Annotated in this window: 15 protein-coding genes; 3 read left to right on the top strand and 12 right to left on the bottom strand. The window is 37.2% G+C overall.

All coding sequences use genetic code 11. The features are described from left to right. Positions 1–65 precede the first annotated feature (65 nt). The 7 genes from pstB to AC5YDH_RS03220 form a co-directional block, all read right to left on the bottom strand. Entirely contained in the window at positions 66–986 is a 921-nt protein-coding gene (gene pstB / locus AC5YDH_RS03250; RefSeq protein ID WP_496116861.1) for a phosphate ABC transporter ATP-binding protein PstB, read from the bottom strand. Positions 987–1,000: 14 nt separating this feature from the next. Then, positions 1,001–2,389: a phosphate ABC transporter permease PstA gene (pstA, locus tag AC5YDH_RS03245; RefSeq protein ID WP_496116860.1), complete on the bottom strand. Its 1,389-nt coding sequence runs from the start codon at positions 2,387–2,389 to the stop codon at positions 1,001–1,003. Next, on the bottom strand, positions 2,389–3,768 hold the full coding sequence (pstC, locus tag AC5YDH_RS03240; RefSeq protein ID WP_496116859.1) for a phosphate ABC transporter permease subunit PstC: 1,380 nt from the start codon (positions 3,766–3,768) through the stop codon (positions 2,389–2,391). Before pstC ends, pstA begins: the two co-directional genes overlap by 1 nt. 86 nt (positions 3,769–3,854) lie before the next feature. Further along, positions 3,855–4,880, bottom strand: a complete 1,026-nt coding sequence (locus tag AC5YDH_RS03235; protein WP_496116858.1) for a substrate-binding domain-containing protein — start codon at positions 4,878–4,880, stop codon at positions 3,855–3,857. Between the two features lie 270 nt (positions 4,881–5,150). Continuing rightward, complete coding sequence (locus AC5YDH_RS03230) at positions 5,151–6,467, bottom strand: amidohydrolase family protein (RefSeq protein ID WP_496116857.1); 1,317 nt, start codon at positions 6,465–6,467, stop codon at positions 5,151–5,153. Positions 6,468–6,647: 180 nt separating this feature from the next. Next, a complete protein-coding gene (locus tag AC5YDH_RS03225; protein ID WP_496116856.1) occupies positions 6,648–8,180 on the bottom strand; it encodes a pyridoxal phosphate-dependent decarboxylase family protein in 1,533 nt (510 codons plus the stop codon). 2 nt (positions 8,181–8,182) lie between these two features. Beyond that, positions 8,183–9,556: a diaminobutyrate--2-oxoglutarate transaminase gene (locus tag AC5YDH_RS03220; RefSeq protein WP_496116855.1), complete on the bottom strand. Its 1,374-nt coding sequence runs from the start codon at positions 9,554–9,556 to the stop codon at positions 8,183–8,185. A 472-nt stretch (positions 9,557–10,028) separates the two neighbouring features. Here AC5YDH_RS03220 and AC5YDH_RS03215 point away from each other — a divergent pair, with 472 nt between their 5' ends. Both AC5YDH_RS03215 and AC5YDH_RS03210 read left to right on the top strand, forming a co-directional pair. Continuing rightward, the gene (locus AC5YDH_RS03215; RefSeq protein WP_496116854.1) at positions 10,029–10,733 is read left to right on the top strand and encodes an SIMPL domain-containing protein; all 705 of its coding nucleotides are present in this window, start codon (positions 10,029–10,031) and stop codon (positions 10,731–10,733) included. A 148-nt stretch (positions 10,734–10,881) separates the two neighbouring features. Continuing rightward, on the top strand, positions 10,882–11,478 hold the full coding sequence (locus AC5YDH_RS03210) for a phosphatase PAP2 family protein (protein WP_496116940.1): 597 nt from the start codon (positions 10,882–10,884) through the stop codon (positions 11,476–11,478). A 407-nt stretch (positions 11,479–11,885) separates the two neighbouring features. On the opposite strand, the gene proB is transcribed toward AC5YDH_RS03210, so the two are convergent. From proB to AC5YDH_RS03190, 4 genes are all read right to left on the bottom strand, one after another. Further along, positions 11,886–13,019, bottom strand: a complete 1,134-nt coding sequence (proB, locus tag AC5YDH_RS03205; RefSeq protein WP_496116853.1) for a glutamate 5-kinase — start codon at positions 13,017–13,019, stop codon at positions 11,886–11,888. 29 nt (positions 13,020–13,048) lie between these two features. After that, entirely contained in the window at positions 13,049–14,263 is a 1,215-nt protein-coding gene (gene cgtA, locus AC5YDH_RS03200) for an Obg family GTPase CgtA (RefSeq protein WP_496116852.1), read from the bottom strand. 120 nt (positions 14,264–14,383) lie between these two features. Further along, positions 14,384–15,199 carry a PhzF family phenazine biosynthesis protein gene (locus AC5YDH_RS03195; protein WP_496116851.1) on the bottom strand — a complete coding sequence of 272 codons (816 nt, stop codon included), beginning with the start codon at positions 15,197–15,199 and terminating at the stop codon, positions 14,384–14,386. Between the two features lie 19 nt (positions 15,200–15,218). Continuing rightward, a complete protein-coding gene (locus tag AC5YDH_RS03190; protein ID WP_496116850.1) occupies positions 15,219–15,602 on the bottom strand; it encodes a winged helix-turn-helix transcriptional regulator in 384 nt (127 codons plus the stop codon). A 120-nt stretch (positions 15,603–15,722) separates the two neighbouring features. Between AC5YDH_RS03190 and AC5YDH_RS03185 the strand changes: the two genes are divergently transcribed. Beyond that, positions 15,723–16,577 (top strand): SDR family oxidoreductase, encoded by an 855-nt coding sequence (locus AC5YDH_RS03185; RefSeq protein ID WP_496116849.1) that lies wholly within the window; start codon positions 15,723–15,725, stop codon positions 16,575–16,577. 60 nt (positions 16,578–16,637) lie between these two features. On the opposite strand, the gene AC5YDH_RS03180 is transcribed toward AC5YDH_RS03185, so the two are convergent. Continuing rightward, on the bottom strand, positions 16,638–18,095 hold the full coding sequence (locus tag AC5YDH_RS03180) for a glyceraldehyde-3-phosphate dehydrogenase (protein WP_321096406.1): 1,458 nt from the start codon (positions 18,093–18,095) through the stop codon (positions 16,638–16,640). Between the last annotated feature and the right edge of the window lie 237 nt (positions 18,096–18,332).

Raw genomic sequence — 18,332 nt, 5'->3', positions numbered from 1 at the left:
ATTATTCAACAAAAAAAGAGCCAAATTGGCTCTTTTAGTTTGTCGCTTTGTGAGTGGAAACAATATTAGCCAAATCGACCAGTAATATAAGCTTCTGTAAGCTGATGATCAGGCTGTGTAAATACTTTTTCAGTGGCATTAACTTCAATTAAATCGCCCAAATGGAAATATGCAGTACGATCAGATACACGTGCAGCTTGTTGCATGGAGTGTGTCACAATTGCAATGGTGTATTGTTGAGATAATTCGGTAATTAACTCTTCAACTTTAGCAGTTGCAATAGGATCGAGTGCAGAACATGGTTCATCCATTAAAATCACTTCAGGAGAAACAGCAATAGTACGTGCAATACATAAGCGTTGCTGTTGACCACCCGATAAACCTGTACCTGGTTGGTTCAAACGATCTTTCACTTCATCCCACAATCCAGCTTTGCGTAAGCTATTCTCTACAATTTCTTCTAAGTCGTATTTATCACGTGCTAAACCATGTAATTTTGGTCCATAAGCAACGTTATCAAAAATAGACTTTGGAAATGGATTTGGCTTTTGGAACACCATACCTACTTGTGCGCGAAGCAATACAACATCTAGGTTTGGATCATAAATATCTTGATTATCGAGCAAGACTTTACCTGTCACACGACATGAATCAATCGTGTCATTCATACGGTTTAAAGTACGTAGGAATGTAGACTTACCACAACCCGATGGTCCAATAAATGCAATCACTTCATTTTCATAAATATTAAGGTCAATACCTTTAATTGCTTCAGATTCACCATAATAAACATGCACATCTGAAGTACTCAGTTTTACATTGGCAGACTTCGGTTCTTTTTTTGCCGAAGATTGCACATCAAACTGAGAAACGAAAGAAGTTGATGACTTTTTATCTAAATTTTCAGATGTAAATTGTGTATGTTCTGAGTTCACCGATTTATCCTGTTCTAAGGAATTTGTTTTTGTTGCAGTTACTGTATTCATAATCATGCCCTGAATTACCAACGAACTTCAAATTTTTTACGTAACCAAATAGCAAGACTGTTTAAACCAATCATTAATGCTAAAAGTACAATAATTGCTGCTGCTGTTCGTCCTTCAAAGAAGTTACGAAGTTCATTACCTTGCCATAAGAAAATTTGCACAGGTAATGCTGTAGATTGATCTAAAGGTGTTGCTGGTACACTTGCAACGAAAGCACTCATACCAATCAATAACAATGGCGCAGTTTCACCAAGTGCTTGTGCAACACCAATAATTGCACCTGTTAAAATACCCGGCAATGCCAATGGCAATACATGATGAAATACTGTTTGTAAATTAGATGCACCTAAGCCCAATGCTGCTTGACGAATAGATGGTGGTACTGCCTTTAATGAAGCACGTGTTGTAATAATGACAGTTGGTAACGTCATTAAACTTAAAACCAAACCACCTACCAATGGCGCAGATAACGGCATGTGCATCCATCCAATAAAGATTGCCGCGCCAAGTAAGCCAAATACAATAGATGGAACTGCTGCAAGGTTATTAATATTTACCTCAATAACATCGGTAATCCAGTTCTTTGGCGCAAATTCTTCTAAGTAAATTGCAGATGCCACACCAATTGGAATAGAAATCAATATCACGATAAACATCATGAATAATGACCCCATAAATGCACCAGCTAAACCTGATGTTGCAGGTGAACTACGTGAATCTGGGCTAAAGAAAATATTGGTGTTAAATGTATTCTCAATAATTCCTTTTGCTTTTAATTCATCTGCTAATTGACGCACTTCTGGGCTTAATTGTTGCTGTTCATCGGGTAAAGAGCGATCAATATTACCAGCCAGCCACACATCAATATTTGCGTCTGCCAATACCTTAACTTCTTTAACCTGCCCAACTAAGCTTGGGTTTTCAAGTACCATATCGCGAAGTTTATAAGCTTCTGAACTTGTATATAACGAAGCAACCTCATCACGCTTAGACTCTAATTGAGGATCTTCAGAAACAATACCATTCACCAATAGTAGATCCCAATCGGCCATCCCCATTTGAGTTTGCCACTCTATTAAACGCTCTTCATACTTCGCAGGCGTTTCATTTGGAGTTGGTTTTGGCTTAGGACCTGCAGTAATAACAGTTGGATCGAAATAAATAGGAACAGTTAAACTACTTTGCCAAAATGATGGTAAACCTTTCGCAAGAATGCTGCCGAACAACAGTGCGACAAAAAACAAACCTGTAATAACAGCAGAAAAACCTAAAATACGAAATGTCTTTTCTTTACGATGGCGTTTAGATAAAGAACTAGCAATCGTTTTCTTTCGTTTTTCTCTGAGTTCAGCTGCAACTTGAGGATCGGCTGGACTTAATGTATTTGTATTCGTATTGCTCATTAGTCGTATTGCTCGCGGTATTTACGCACGATGTAAAGTGCAACAATGTTTAAACCTAAGGTAATCACAAATAATGTTAAACCCAATGCAAAGGCAACCAATGCTTGTGGGCTTGCAAAATCTGTATCTCCCGTCAATTGATTCACAATCGTAATCGTTACTGTAGAAACAGCTTCTAGCGGATTAATATGTAGTAATGGACTGTTCCCCGCTGCTAACACCACAATCATGGTTTCACCAATTGCGCGTGAAGCTGCAAGTAAAAATGCGCCAATAATGCCTGGTAAAGCTGCTGGTATAACCACCTGACGAATGGTTTCAGATTTAGTTGCACCCAAACCTAATGAACCATCACGAAGCGCTCTTGGCACTTGCGTAATAATGTCGTCCGAAAGAGATGATACGAAAGGAATAATCATAATCCCCATCACAAAACCTGCAGTTAATGCACTAGTCGCATTAATATCTAAGCCGATATATGCCCCTGCTTGCTTTGCAAAAGGACCAATCACCATTAAGGCAAATACACCATAAACAATTGTTGGAATACCAGCTAAAACTTCAATTGCAGGTTTAGCCCAAGAACGAAAACTTGAAGATGCATATTCCGCCAAATAAATTGCAATCATTAACCCCACTGGGACTGCAACTAAAAGCGCAATACCACTAACCATGAGCGTACCCCACAGCAATGGAATCAATCCATAACTGCCTTCAGCACTACCAGATGTACTAAATCCTGGGTTCCATTCCGTACCAAAGAAAAAATCAAATGGATTTACAAAATGGAAAAATCTCAAAGCTTCACTAAACATTGACATTACAATGCCAACTGTCGTTAAAATTGCAACGCCTGAACAAAGTGCCAAGCTAATATTCATTATTTTTTCGACTTGGTTTCGTGCACGGAATTGTTCAGAAATTCTCTTTTTTGCTAACACTAAACCAATTAATGCCGCACAAATTACAAGTGCCACTTTTGCAAATGTTGCTATGCTTTGAAATTTTGCTAATTGCTCTGCTGCTGCAACTTCATATACTGTAGGCGTATCACTCACCCCAAAACCTGAAGCAATAGCTTGTACTCGATCGACCAATACACCTGTTGTTGCAGGGTCTAAGTTCACAGCAATATTTGCAGGCACATTGTTTAATACAACATGCGTTAAAATACTTGGCTCAACAATATTCCAAACCAATAAAATTAAGAATGCAGGAATACCACACCACAAAGCGACCAATGCACCATAATAGCCCGGACGCGAATGTAGTTTCGCAGAGTTATTTCCCTTACCTGCTAGTGTGCGGCTTTTGGCTAATCCAATTTGATAAGCGATAGCAATTATTGCCAACAGCACACCAATAAGTAGCAGATTCATGTATTTTCCACCAATTTCCAATTATTTTTTGAATATTGTGATGCTAAAAAAGCTGATGATTAGAAACCTAATCATCAGCTGATAACTTACTTAACTGCTTTACCTGCTTTGAAGTTCGCAAGAACTTGTGCACGCTCTTTGTCTGACATTGAAATTAAGCCAGCTTTATCTAATTTAGAGCCTTTACCAGAAACTTTCTTACTTAAGAAGTATTCAGTAAATTGAGGTAAACCTTTAATTGATTTAAGGTGCTCACCTTTCACGTAGAAGAATAAAGGACGTGAAACTGGGTAAGAACCATTTAAAACAGTTTGCTCTGATGGTGCAACATTATTAACCGTTGCAACACGTAACTTGTCACGGTTTTGGTCATAGAAACCTAAACCAAACACACCTACAGCACTTGGTGATGTCTTAAGACGTGCAAGTGTTTCTGTGTAGTCACCTGAAATTTCAATTACTTTTCCATCTTTACGGAAAGTTGAACATGCTTTTTTCTGAGCATCTTTATCTAGAGCTTTAATTGCTTCATAAGTTTCACAGCCTGCATCAACCATTTTTTCTTGGAACACTTCACGTGTACCGTGGTTTGATGCTGGAATGACCAAAGTAATTGGTTCATTTGGAAGTGATTTGTCAATTTGATTCCAACGTGTATAAGGGTTTGGAACCATTTTACCGTTAGATGGTAATTCTGCAGCTAAAGCAGCAAATACATGTTGCGGACGAAGTTTGTATGCTGCTTTATTTGAGTTTGATGCAAATACAATACCGTCATAACCAATTTTAATTTCTAATACTTGATTAACGCCTGCTTTTTTACATGCAGCTAATTCTGTATCTTTAATTTTACGAGATGCGTTTGCAATATCAATTGTGTTGTCACCAACACCATTACAAAATTGTTTTAAACCACCAGAAGTACCACCAGAACCAACAACAGGTGCTTTAAACTGTGGGAATGTATTACCAAATTCTTCAGCCACAATACTTGCATATGGAAGTACTGTTGAAGAACCAGCGATTTGAATTGTGTCACGAGCTGCATTTGCCGTTGTTGCTACAGCTGCCCCTGAAACTGCTAATGCAAGTGCAATATGTGTATAGCGCATTTGAATCTCTCTTTTATGCAAATTTGGAGTACGCCACTTTTATTTAGTTTTGTACTTGTTCTGTGTTATTGCATTTTGAGTAGATAATATGACAAATAAGTTACAACTATATTACGGTTTAATGATAATTAAACTCCCCTCAAACCCACAAAAATGAGTTTTTTTTAATCTAATTAATTTATTCTGTAATATTTCACATAAGTTATAAAGTTTATAATTAAAAAACTTGATGAGCTAAATAGTTCAAACTCATCTGAGTTCAATACTTCATTATTTTATAGGTTGATTTAACCAGTCTACTTTTACAAGTTTCGTTTTTTGATTTAAATGATTCGTCACAATCACACCATCTTTCACGACCAATTCAATATTCTGTAATGCTGAAATATCTGCAATTGGATTACCATCAATCATAATTAAATCGGCAATTTGACCTTTTTCAAGTGTCCCTAATTTTTTTTGACCAAGTGCTTTTGCAGCTTCACTTGTTGCAGATAAAAGTATTGTCTTGTTGTCAATTCCTACACCCTTCATTACATGCGTGACCAACGGCACTACTTGTTGTGGTGGAATACCCGGAATATCAGATGTAAACAATGGCACAGCACCCGCTTTTAACATCACATTAACGTTATATTCTAAAATTTTGTAATCATTTTTATCTTTTTCAGATGCATAACCAAGCTTAATATAACGCTCCAAGAAACCAAGGGTAACCGCAATAGGTGTCTGTTGTTCACCTAGTCTTTTCAACAAAGTACCATCCACATCTTTCGTCACGGTAGGTGGATGAATAAACCCATCAACACCTGCATCAAGCATGGTATTTACGTCTTTTGCATTTGCATTATGAGCAAAAACTTTTAAGTCATTTTTATGTGCTTCATCAACAATTGTTTTAATCACATCTTTATTAATTGCTGTTTGATTCGTTACACCATCAAAAACAACAACATCAGCTTTATTCTTTACAAGCTCTTGTACCGATGCTCGAGCCTGCTTTGGTGTGTCCATAGATAAACGCACATGATTATTACACCATTTCAATTCTTCATTTTTAAGATCGCCACAAGCATAGTAATCACCCGCATTTAAAAGAACTGGCCCTGCTGCAATAATACGCGGACCAATAATTTCACCTTTTTGAATTTTATCTCGTACTTGAAAAATATAGGGTTGGAAATCGATTGGAGAAAAGGTCGAAGTAAATCCATTGTCTAGATGTCCACGAAGTCGCTTCGTCAAATCTCCCTTAATGAAGGCTTGAGCACTTGCGTCACTTCTAGCAGGCATTTGCGGTGGCATATCATAAAAATCCCAAAACAAATGTAAATGCGCATTAATTAGACCCGGCATAACTGTTTTGCCTTTCGCATCTATAATTTGTTTTGCTTTTTCTGATGTCTTTTCTATTTGTATTGCTTTAATTTTACCATCTTCAATAATGACATTTGCATTTTTGATTAAGTCTGAACCTGTACCATCAAACACATTTGCATTTTTAATAATAATGTCTGCCGCATATACTTGAGAACATATCAATGTGCTTAATAACAATGTTTTAAACACCATTTTTTTAATTTTCATTTTTGCTCCAAAACACTTTTACTCAGTTTTTATAATCAATTTTTAGTTGCATTTATTTTGCTTATAAATAATACACCGATATTAAAAAACATCATTATTTATCACAAAATTTATCAATAATTTTAAATTTATCACAAAAAAAGGAGCTCGTTTGAGCTCCTTTTTTGCACATCCAATTGATTAGTCAATTGCAGGTGTATACGTACCATCAGCAATTGCATCTTTAATACGATCAGCTTCTGCTAACACAAGTGCAAGTAAGTTCTTCACGTTGTCTAAAGTTGCAACTGGGCTTAAAGTTGTCATTTTCAATGATTGAACTTGACCAACTTTAGTTACACCAATGTTCGCTTCACCACGTGCAAACAGTTCATCTGCAACGTTTTGGTTGAGTGTATCAAGTAATTCTGTTGGGTAACCTTCAGGAATTACACGGAACAATACAGATGCGAATTGTGGATCAACCAACATTTCCAGACCGTCAGTTGCATCGATATACGCTGCAACATCACGTGTTAAACCAACACCGTGATCGATCATAGAACCGTAAAGCTCTTCACCTAGTGCTTCTACTGTCATCCACAATTTCAACGCATCAAAACGACGAGTTGTTTGAAGCGACTTAGATACAAGATTCGGTACGCCATGCTCTTCATCATAAGCAGAGTTTAAGTACTCAGCTTCATAATGCATGAAACGATAGTTCGCTTCATCTTTTAGCAAGAATGCGCCACATGAAATCGTTTGGAAATAATGCTTATGGAAATCAAGCGTGATCGAATCAGACAGTTCAATACCATCCAACATATCACGGAAATCATTCGATAGAATTAAAGCACCACCCCATGCTGCGTCGATGTGCATCCACGCGCCATATTTATTGGTGATTTCACGCACTTTTTTCAGTGGATCAATTGCTCCTGCATCCGTTGTTCCCGCAGTTGCAACGACACATGCCACAATTTTGCCTTCGTTTTGAAGGTGTGCCATGGTTTTCTCAAGTGCATCCATGTCCATGCGTGCATTTGCATCTACAGGAACAGTCACCACAGATTGGAAACCCATGCCCATCATTGCCATGTTCTTTTGCACAGAGAAGTGTGCATTTTCAGAACAAATAACTTTGACATTACGCATCGCATCCGCTGGTACGCCATCACGCTGAACAGACCACGGATTGCCGTTTTCGTCTTTCCAGTTTTTCGCGATACACGCATCACGCGCAAGCAAAACGCCCATCAAGTTAGACTGCGTACCGCCAGAGGTGAATACACCTGCTTGACCTGCACCGTAGCCTACTTTTTGGCGAAGCCAATCAATCAACTGAACTTCCATTAATGAACCTGCTGGGCTTTGATCCCATGAATCCATAGATTGGTTAGTTGCGTTAATTAAAACTTCTGCGATTTGGCTTGTCACCATAGTCGGACAGTGCAAATGCGCTAAAGAATGCGGATGATGTACTTTTAAGCTTTTATTTAAGAAAAGCTCAACCATACGATCAAGAGACTTCTGTACACCTAAACCTTCTTTAGAAGGATTGAATGCGATTGCAGAGCGAAGCTCTTTAATGCTACCGCCTGTATACATTTTGTCATTTTGCAACCATGCAGACACAGCTTTTACAGCTGAATCCATTGCAGACTGATAGTCAGCAATGGATTGTGCATCATTGCAGAATAACGCTTTACGATGTTCTGCAAAATCAACCATGATTACGCGCCTCGAGTTGCAACAAGTGCTTCAGCAAGAGCTTTTTTGAAGCGTACGATAACTTCTTCACATTCAGCTTGTGTAATGATCAATGGGCAAAGTAAACGAATCACTGTACCGTTACGACCACCTTTCTCTAACAATAATTTGTTATCGAAACATGCAGCTTGAATCGCAGCAGCTAATTGACCATCACCAGGTAAAGAACCCATGTGATCTGCCGCTTGACGCTCATCAACAATTTCAACACCAAGCATCAAACCACGACCACGCACGTTACCGATACATGGGAATTCTACCGCTAATTTTTTAATTTCAGCTTGTAAGAAATCACCACGCTCTTGCGCGTTTTGAGCTAGATTTTGCTCTTTAATAGTGTTGATGGTTGCAAGACCTGTACCCATAGCAAGTTGGTTACCACGGAATGTACCCGTATGACCCGCTGGCTGCCATGCGTCAAATTTACGCTTAATACCTAATACAGCAAGCGGTAAACTACCACCTACAGCTTTAGACATTACAATTACGTCTGGTTCAATACCCGCATGCTCAAAGGCAAACATTTTACCTGAACGTGCAAAGCCCGCTTGAACTTCATCAAGAATCAACACAATGTTGTGCTTTTCTGTTACTTCACGGATTTTCTTCAACCATTTTACAGGTGCAGTTACTACCCCACCTTCACCTTGAATTGCTTCAAGAATAACGGCAGCAGGTTTAGTTACACCACTTTCTACATCTTCAATAAAGTTTTCGAAGAAATAAGTTAAAGCATCTACACCCGCTTCACCGCCAATACCTAATGGACAACGGTATTCATGCGGATAAGGCATAAATTGAACACCTGGCATTAAGCCATTCACAGCATTCTTCGCAGACAAGTTACCTGTCATTGCCAAAGAACCGTGAGTCATACCATGATAACCACCTGAGAAGCTGATTACTGAACTACGACCAGTGTAAGTTTTTGCTAATTTAATTGCTGCTTCTGTACCATCTGCACCAGATGGACCACAGAACTGTAAACAATACTCAGCTTTACCACCTGGTAATTGCTCAAGTAATGCTTCAGTGAAAGCATCTTTTAAAGGTGTTGTTAAATCCAAAGTATGCAACGGTAAACCGCTTGCAAGTGTGTCTTGGATACTTTGAATGACCGCAGGGTGATTATGGCCTAATGCCAATGTCCCTGCCCCAGCTAAACAATCGAGGTACTCTGTACCTTCAACATCGGTAACCCAGCACCCTAAGGCTTTTGCTATCGCAAGTGGAAGTTTACGTGGATAGCTACGAACATTAGATTCCATTTGACTTTGGCGAGTTAAATAGTATTCGTTAGTAGACTTAGTGGCAGAATTTACTGAAGAAACGCTCATATCGAATTACCATCTCTGATATGGGTTGAAAGAAATAAGTCGGGGGACTTTCGGTCTTTTGACTCGGTGCTTTTTGATTTTCTAGTTAGTTGAAATATCATGAAATATGCATTCACTAACTAGGAGGCGGATAATACCTAATTTTTCCAAAAAATAAATACTTTTAGGAAATAAAATTACCCTAATTTTATCGGAAAGATATATTCATCTCATCGATATATTGAATTATCATCTTACGCTGTGACAAATAAAAGAAAAGCTTAATTTTTATTCTTCATGTAAATTATAAACTAATTATTGACTACCGACTCAAATAAACAACATAAACCATTGATATAGTTCTAATTTAAAAATTTTAAACAACTACTTTTTAAAATACCCTTTTACACATAAACTACATTTCATACATAAATCAGGCATAAACAATTTCTATGCTAGCAAAAATAAATACAGCAACAAATGAGGAATAAATATGCACCATTTTTACCGTTCTTTTGCCCTTGCAATCACAGCAGTTATTTCCGTACCTACTTTTGCTCAAGAAAATGCTTCTTTGAATTACAATGTGATCAATATTCAAACTGAAGCTTCACGTAATATTTCCAACGATGAAATGAGTGCTGTTTTATATATTGAAAAATCAAATAAACAACCTACTCAATTGGCAGCTGAAATTAACCTCCTCATGACACAAGCTGTGAATGCAGCTAAAAAATATCCTCAAATTAAGTTTGAAACAGGCTCACAATCGACCTACCCAATTTATGACAATGATAATCGTAAAGTAAAAGAATGGCGTGGTCGTGCTGAAATTCGATTAGAAAGCAAAGATTTTAAAACTGCAAGCCAACTTATTAGTGAACTTCAACAAAATTTCCAAACTCAATCTATTCACTTTAATGTGTCAGATGCTCAGCGTAAAAAAGTTGAAAATGAACTGATGATTGAAGCCTCAAAAAACTTTCAACAACGTGCTAACTCATTGGCTCAAGCTTGGAATAAATCAAGTTATCAACTTATTAACCTTAATTTAAATACAAATCATTATAGCAATCGAGCTATTCCTCGTATGGCAATGATGAAAGCAGCAAGTGCAGATGCTATTCCTGAACAAGAAATGGCAAGTGGTGAATCTCAAATTACTGTAAATGCAAATGGCTCAATTCAATTAAAGTAAATCATCTCAAATCTAAATCGTAAGTCCGCTATGCGGTTTTGATTTGATGTTATAAAAAGATGATTAATACAAGTGCAACAATAAAATTATTTTATTCAATTATTATAGCAACTAAAGTAGTCCATCTCGTTTTACCTCAATATAAACAATACTCATGCAAAATTTAAACCTCTATTTATTTCATATTTTTAATGTTCCAAATAATGCATCTAATTTTATGATGTCTTATGCAACTTTTATTGCTCAAGACTTAATATATATTGTATTGGGTATTTTTATTTTGGCTTGGTTCATTGGTAACTTTCAAACTAAAAAAAATATTTTAAAAGCATTTATTTTTACAGCAATCACTCTATTCATGAGCGAATTACTATCGTACGTATTAAACACACCTAGACCCTTTGTTATGGATGTTGGTGAAACAATTTTATTACATGCACCTACAGGATCTTTTCCAAGTAATCACATGAGTATTTTTAGTGGGCTTGCATTTTCTTATTATTTTTCATCGCAACGTCAGTTAGGTAAGTTATTAATAGCAGTCGCTTGGTTAGTAGCTTGGGCACGTGTTTATGTTGGCGTTCACTTCCCGATAGATATGCTGGGTGCTTTTTTCTTAGCTTATATTGTGAATATTTCAGGTCTAAAGTTTTGGAATCGATATAAAGAGCAACTTATGACTTGGGTAATGATGCTTTACCGTAAAATTTTCGCATTCCTAATTAACAAAGGTTTAATTCAATAAAAAAACCGCTTAAAGCGATTTTTTTATTGTCTATTTATTGACGACTTCTATTAGATTTAATATTTAATCCAATATAATTATTTCGTCATTTCCTCTGGCTGTACGGGCGTCTCGACATCTTGAACTTCACCATAAAGAATGAGCACAAGAACAGCAGCACTAACTAAGAGAATCCCTATAGCAATTTTTTTCATAATTTACGCCTATTTAAAACTTCAAAAAACCAAACTTTATTAGGTTTTACTAAAATATTGTATTTAAATCAATCATCAACTCAATATAAATCATCATAACACACAGCATATAATCAAATAATAATAACTTGATATTTCAAACACTAAATAACCTCATAAAAAAAGGCTTAACTCTCTGTAGAATTAAGCCTTTTAATATTTATCAAAAATATATTAATAAATCGCCATATGATTTCGATGAATCATCTCTAAAGAACGAGCTTCACCAAGCACTTGATGAACTTTATCTGAAGATAAACCTTTTACAATGTCTGCCGAACGAGAACTAAAGTTCACACGACCTACAGCAACTCGCCCACCATCAGAATCGACACATTCAACCACATCACCACGTTCAAAATGCCCCTCTACAGCTTTTACACCTACAGGCAATAAACTACGATGGTTTTCTTTAATCGCTTTCACAGCACCATCATCAATCACTAAACGACCCGCTGTTTGCAAATGTGCTGCAAGCCATTGTTGATGTGCTGTCATGCGGTCATTGTCATTAATAAACAATGTCCCTAGCATTTCCCCAGCCATTAAACGTGATAAAACATGATCACTTTCACCACTTGCAATAAGCGTTGGACAACCAGATTTAGCCGCTAAACGTGCTGCACGAACTTTCGTGAGCATGCCACCACGACCAAACTTACCGCCACCACCTGCCATATCAAATAAACTTTCATCTAAAGCACGAACAGTATCAAAAAGTTTGGCATTTGGGTTTGAACGTGGGTCTGAATCAAACATACCTTGTTGGTCAGTTAAAATGATCAGCAAATCACCATGAACTTGACCTGCGACCATTGCCGCCAAAGTATCGTTATCACCAAAGCGAATTTCATCAGTTGAAACTGTATCATTTTCATTGATCACAGGAATCACACGCCAATCAATTAGGTGTTGCAAAGCATCACACGAATTTAAATAGCGTCGACGATCCGCCAAATCATCATGGGTTAAAAGCACTTGCGCAGTTTGAATATTTAACTGTGCAAGTATGCTAGACCAAGTTTGGATTAAACCCATTTGACCAATGGCGGCACACGCCTGAAGACTGGGTAGATCTGTGGGTCGATTCTCAAGTTTCATTCGAACCATACCTTCAGCCACAGCACCTGACGTCACAAGAATAATCTCATGCCCTGCATTGTGTAGATCTGCAATTTGTTTCGCCCAATGCGAAATAGCTGCAATATCTAAACCTTGCCCATTTGCTGTGAGTAAAGATGATCCGATCTTAACAACGATTCGTTTACAACCCTTGAGCTGACGTTGCCCATCTACCACTTCTATCATCTTGTCCTCAGTTACTCTTCCATAAGAGCTTAACGTACGTAAAACACTTCTACATCGTTATCGTCGTCTTCATCATCTTCATCGTCTTCACCCAAAATACCAGCAAGACGTTGTTGACGACGCATTTCGCGATACGCTTCTTTCGCAGCAAGTGTTTGCTCACGTGTTTCAGCTTCAAGCTGATCACGGAATGCTTTCATCTCTGCTGCGTATTCAGGATCTTCAACTTCGCGTTCACGTTGTTCTTCAATTTGATCCATGAGGTAATAAACCACATCTTTCGTACCTTCTGCCGTTAAGCCAGAAGTTTTGAATACAGGACCTTTCCATTGAAGTTCTTCAAGAATGTGACTACACCATTCTTCACGTGTATCTTCAGATAATTGATCTACTTTGTTTAATACCAATACGATTGGTAATTTTGAAAGTGTAGGAGAGAAATTATCTAACTCTTTCAAAATTGCTTTTGCATTGTAAGCAGGATCTGAACCATCAATCGGTTGAACATCTACAATGTGTAATAAAATACGTGTACGTGCTAAATGCTTAAGGAAACGAATACCAAGACCCGCACCTTCAGATGCACCTTCGATTAAGCCTGGAATATCTGCCATTACAAATGAACGATAACGGTCTGCATCTACAACACCAAGGTTTGGAACCATAGTAGTAAATGGATAATCTGCAACTTTTGGTTTTGCAGCAGAAACAGCGCGAATAAAGGTCGATTTACCTGCATTCGGCATGCCTAATAAGCCAACATCCGCCAATACTTTAAGTTCTAAGCGTACTTCACGGAACTCACCTTTTGTTCCATGTGTACATTTACGTGGTGAACGGTTTGTAGATGATTTGAAGTGCGTGTTACCCAAACCACCATCACCGCCCAATGCGACCATTACGCTTTGACCATCTTCGATCAAATCGCCAATAATGTCGCCAGACTCTACATCAACAATTGTTGTTCCTACCGGAACTTTTAGAATTACTGATTCACCGCCACGGCCTGCACAGTTTGCGCCACGACCATTTTTACCACGTTCTGCACGGTATCTACGGGTATAACGATAATCTACAAGTGTACTTGTGTCGTCGTTGGCTTGAATATGAATACTACCGCCACGACCACCATCACCACCATCTGGACCACCAAATGGTACGAACTTTTCACGGCGAAAACTGGCTACGCCATTGCCACCGTCGCCAGCCTCTACGGTAATGACTGCTTCATCAACAAAGCGCATATTGCCAATCCTCTAAAAACTTTAAAAACCCCATATTCTGCCACATTTTAAAAGTTTTCTCGAATAGATTTATTCAGCAATACAATAAATTTCATTCAGCTTGTATCACGAATATAAGTTTTAGATCTTAATATTTAGAACAGCTTCCATATAAAGTTTACATTTCCCTTTAATCTGAACTCTATTATTTTCAAGTAAACGACAATATAGAACGCCTCCACGACTTGAAGCTTGGTAGGCTGTTAATTCCTTTTTGCCCGTTTTATCAGCCCATAATGGCATTAACGAAGTATGCAAAGAGCCTGTCACAGGATCTTCATCAATTCCCATAGATGGTGTGAAATAACGGGAAATAATGTCGTAATCCTTCAAGAACCCTTCTTTTTGCTCATTAAAAGCCGTAATTGCAACGCGTTTTCCACCAAGTTCTTTAATTAAATTAAAATTTGGATTTTCAGCTAAAATTTCTGCCGTATCTTTATATACCGCAATATATGCTTGTGGATTTTCATAAACTTCTACAATTTCTGAATTTAGCGCCTTTTTCAGTAATTCAGGCACTTGTGCTAATTTTTGAGGAACTTTAGCAGGAAAGTTTAGAGAGATCTGACCATTACTTAAATTCTCTACAAAAAATTTACCCATTCCTTTTACATGAAATATAAGTGAATTAATCTGTGGATTATTATTAAAAATTACAAAACTTGCTGCTAATGTTCCATACCCACAAAACTGAACTTCTTTTACTGGTGAAAACCAACGAATTTCATAATTTTGATCATCATTTTTTTTAGCAAAACTTGTTTCTGAAAGATTATTTTCCAGTGCAATATTTTGCATTAAATCATCATCCAACCAATGATCTAACAATAAAACAGCCGCAGGATTACCTTTAAATAACTGATGACTGAAAGCATCGACTTGGTACATTTTCATTGCATTTAATTCTTTCAATTCAATTAGTTTTACTCATTACACGTGCTTTATTTTCAATAATTTCAGGTAAACTTTTTTCAATCCAATCGATTAAATAATTCACTTTACTTGCAGCATCTGAACCTAAAATTGTCAGTTGATATTCCACTTTTGGTGGCACAACAGGATAAACCGTACGTAAAATAAAACCATCTTGTTCAAGCATCTTTAATGTTTGAGCAAGCATCTTTTCACTTACCCCTTCTATACGCTGTTTTAACTCACTGAAACGGTGTACACCATCACTTAAACATCTCAAAACTAACACAGACCACTTATTCATAAGATGTTCCAATATTTCACGAGATGGACAGTCCGTGGATAAAACTTGTCCTAATAATTTACTCGTTTCATAAGTAGACATAAAAATCTTTCCTTTTAGTAATTAACTTACTTTTTAGTACGTACTTTCTTTTAGTAAGTTAACAGATTAATATTTATTCAGCAAGTTTATTTATTCATCAAAATAATGTGAGATTAAAACATGAAAATTGCAATTACTGGCGCAACAGGTCAACTTGGTCACCTCGTTATTCAACACTTATTAAAACTAACTCAAGCTGAAAATATTGTTGCTCTTGTTCGTAATATAGACAAGGCTGAAAACTTAAAAGCAAAAGGAATTGATGTTCGACATTTTGATTATGACTCACCTGCTACGCTTGCTCCTGCTCTACAAGGAGTCGATAAAATATTATTGATTTCTGCAAATGAAATCGGTCGTCGCACACCACAACATAAAGCAGTTATTAATGCTGCTGTTGAAGCACAAGTGCCTTATATTGCTTATACAAGCCTACTCCGTGCAGATACATCTCCGCTAGATTTAGCTCAAGAACATCGTGAAACTGAACAATTAATACATGAAAGTGGTTTAAGCTATACTTTCTTAAGAAACAATTGGTATAGCGAAAACTATTTAGCAGGTCTTGCTCATAATATTGAAACAGGCATTTTATATGGTGCAGCTCAAAATTCGCTTATTAGTGCAGCTCCACGAAATGATTATGCAGAAGCTGCAGCAAATGTTTTATTGAGCGAATCTCATAAAAATAAAACTTATGAATTGGCAAGTTCCACAGCTTTCACTTTAGAAACTTTGGCAAATACCATTTCAAAAGTAAGTCATAAAACTGTAGTTTATACCAACTTATCTGCCGAAGATTACAAACAAGGACTTTTACAAGCAGGCTTACCTGAAGGTTTAGTCGATGTAATTATTGAAGCAGATGTAGAAGCAACGCACGGCGCAATGTTGAGTGATCGTAAAGACTTAGAAGCTCTGTTAAACCGCCAAACAACATCACTTGAAGAAACCATTAAACCCTTACTTATGTAATTTCAGTTTCACATAAAAAAAGAGCCTCAAATGAGGCTCTTTTTTTATCTACGTCACAAATTATGCATTTGTTTCAGCAGGAACTTTAAGGTAGCTTACGCCGCCCATTTGTTCAGCAATACGTAATACTTGGCAGCTATAACCAACTTCGTTATCGTACCAAACATAAGCTGTTAAACGGTTACCAGAAGTGATTGTTGCTTGCGCATCAAATACACCTGCAGTGCGTGAACCGATAAAGTCAGAAGATACAACCTCTGTAGAGTTTGTATAACCAATTTGACCTTGTAGCTTAGAGTTGATAGAAATTTGACGAATATATTCGTTCACTTCATCACGGTCTACATCTTGACCTAAAGTAAGGTTAAGAATAGCCAAAGATACGTTTGGTGTAGGAACACGTACAGAGTTACCTGTTAACTTACCTTGAAGAACAGGAAGAGCTTTAGCAACAGCTTTAGCAGCACCAGTTTCAGTAATAACCATGTTCAATGTAGCAGCACGACCACGACGATCAGCTTTATGGTAGTTGTCAATTAAGTTTTGGTCGTTTGTGAACGAGTGAACTGTTTCAACGTGACCATTAATCACTGTATACTTGTCGTTTAACACTTTAAGTGTTGGTGTAATTGCATTTGTAGTACAGCTTGCAGCAGAGATGATTGTATCTTCATCTAAGATGTCTGCTTGGTTAACACCGTATACAACGTTTTTCATGTCACCTTTACCGGGTGCAGTCAAAATTACACGTGCAGCGCCTGGGCATTTAAGGTGCTGAGCTAAACCTTCAGAATCACGCCATTTACCCGTATTATCAATAACCAATGCATTGTTAATACCGTAAGCTGTGTAATCCACTTCAGATGGGTTAGATGCATAAATAACTTTAATGAAGTTACCATTTGCAATAATTGCTTCATTTTCTTCATCTACAGAAATTGTGCCTGCAAATGGACCATGAATTGAGTCACGGCGTAAAAGTGAAGCACGTTTTTCTAAATCGCCATCAGATGATTTACGAACAACAATCGCTTTAAGGTTCAAACCACGACCAAGACCAGATTGGCTGATGATTAAACGCGCTAAGATACGACCAATACGACCAAAGCCATAAAGAACAACATCTTTATGTTCTACAGCAGAGTTATTGCCTTCTAAAGGCTTAACCGCTTCTGCAACAAATGCATTGATATCGCCGCCTTTTGCATTGAATTCAACCGCTAGTTTACCTAAGTCAACTTCTGCAGAACCAATGTTTTCAATTTTCGCCAAAGCTTCAAGAATTGGGTATGTATGAACTGCAGAAAGCTCTACGTCTAATACACGTGTACGACGGTGAGCTTTTAAAATCTGGATTACAGAACGGTTAATTAAAGAACGACCATATACTGTAACTACGATATTTTTTTCACGGTATAACTGACCCACTAGGGCAATCATACGTTCCGCAAGTTCTTCACGGTTTTTCCAGCGACCTTGGTGCTCTGCATGTAGGGCAATGATACTGTCTTTGCTCACAGATACGTCCTCTAATTAATGGTAAATCATAAATTTCTAAACCCCATAATTGTAATGGAATTAGCGGCAACTTTGTATCAAAAGCTGAATAAGACTGTACTATTTTCTTGTATATTCACTATAAAATAATGAAATAGTTGTAATTATTTTTATGATTTCAAAAATAAAACCGCAAAATCTGATATTTAGCGGTTTATATAGGCTTATTTTTAAATGTTGAAATTACATACAATTTAT

The organism is Acinetobacter sp. FY683, assembly GCF_059515885.1.
The sequence above is the reverse complement of the archived record's forward strand: the minus strand, read 5'-3'. Positions and strand labels throughout refer to the sequence as shown.

Excerpts from the sequence above, each read along its gene's own strand:
- AC5YDH_RS03215 (WP_496116854.1), top strand. The coding sequence starts at position 10,029 with ATGCACCATTTTTACCGTTCTTTTGCCCTTGCAATCACAGCAGTTATT.
- pstB (WP_496116861.1), bottom strand. The coding sequence starts at position 986 with ATGAATACAGTAACTGCAACAAAAACAAATTCCTTAGAACAGGATAAA.
- proB (WP_496116853.1), bottom strand. The coding sequence starts at position 13,019 with ATGATAGAAGTGGTAGATGGGCAACGTCAGCTCAAGGGTTGTAAACGA.
- pstA (WP_496116860.1), bottom strand. The coding sequence starts at position 2,389 with ATGAGCAATACGAATACAAATACATTAAGTCCAGCCGATCCTCAAGTT.
- AC5YDH_RS03225 (WP_496116856.1), bottom strand. The coding sequence starts at position 8,180 with ATGGTTGATTTTGCAGAACATCGTAAAGCGTTATTCTGCAATGATGCA.
- AC5YDH_RS03185 (WP_496116849.1), top strand. The coding sequence starts at position 15,723 with ATGAAAATTGCAATTACTGGCGCAACAGGTCAACTTGGTCACCTCGTT.
- AC5YDH_RS03230 (WP_496116857.1), bottom strand. The coding sequence starts at position 6,467 with ATGAAAATTAAAAAAATGGTGTTTAAAACATTGTTATTAAGCACATTG.
- AC5YDH_RS03235 (WP_496116858.1), bottom strand. The coding sequence starts at position 4,880 with ATGCGCTATACACATATTGCACTTGCATTAGCAGTTTCAGGGGCAGCT.
- AC5YDH_RS03195 (WP_496116851.1), bottom strand. The coding sequence starts at position 15,199 with ATGAAAATGTACCAAGTCGATGCTTTCAGTCATCAGTTATTTAAAGGT.
- pstC (WP_496116859.1), bottom strand. The coding sequence starts at position 3,768 with ATGAATCTGCTACTTATTGGTGTGCTGTTGGCAATAATTGCTATCGCT.
- AC5YDH_RS03220 (WP_496116855.1), bottom strand. The coding sequence starts at position 9,556 with ATGAGCGTTTCTTCAGTAAATTCTGCCACTAAGTCTACTAACGAATAC.
- AC5YDH_RS03190 (WP_496116850.1), bottom strand. The coding sequence starts at position 15,602 with ATGTCTACTTATGAAACGAGTAAATTATTAGGACAAGTTTTATCCACG.
- cgtA (WP_496116852.1), bottom strand. The coding sequence starts at position 14,263 with ATGCGCTTTGTTGATGAAGCAGTCATTACCGTAGAGGCTGGCGACGGT.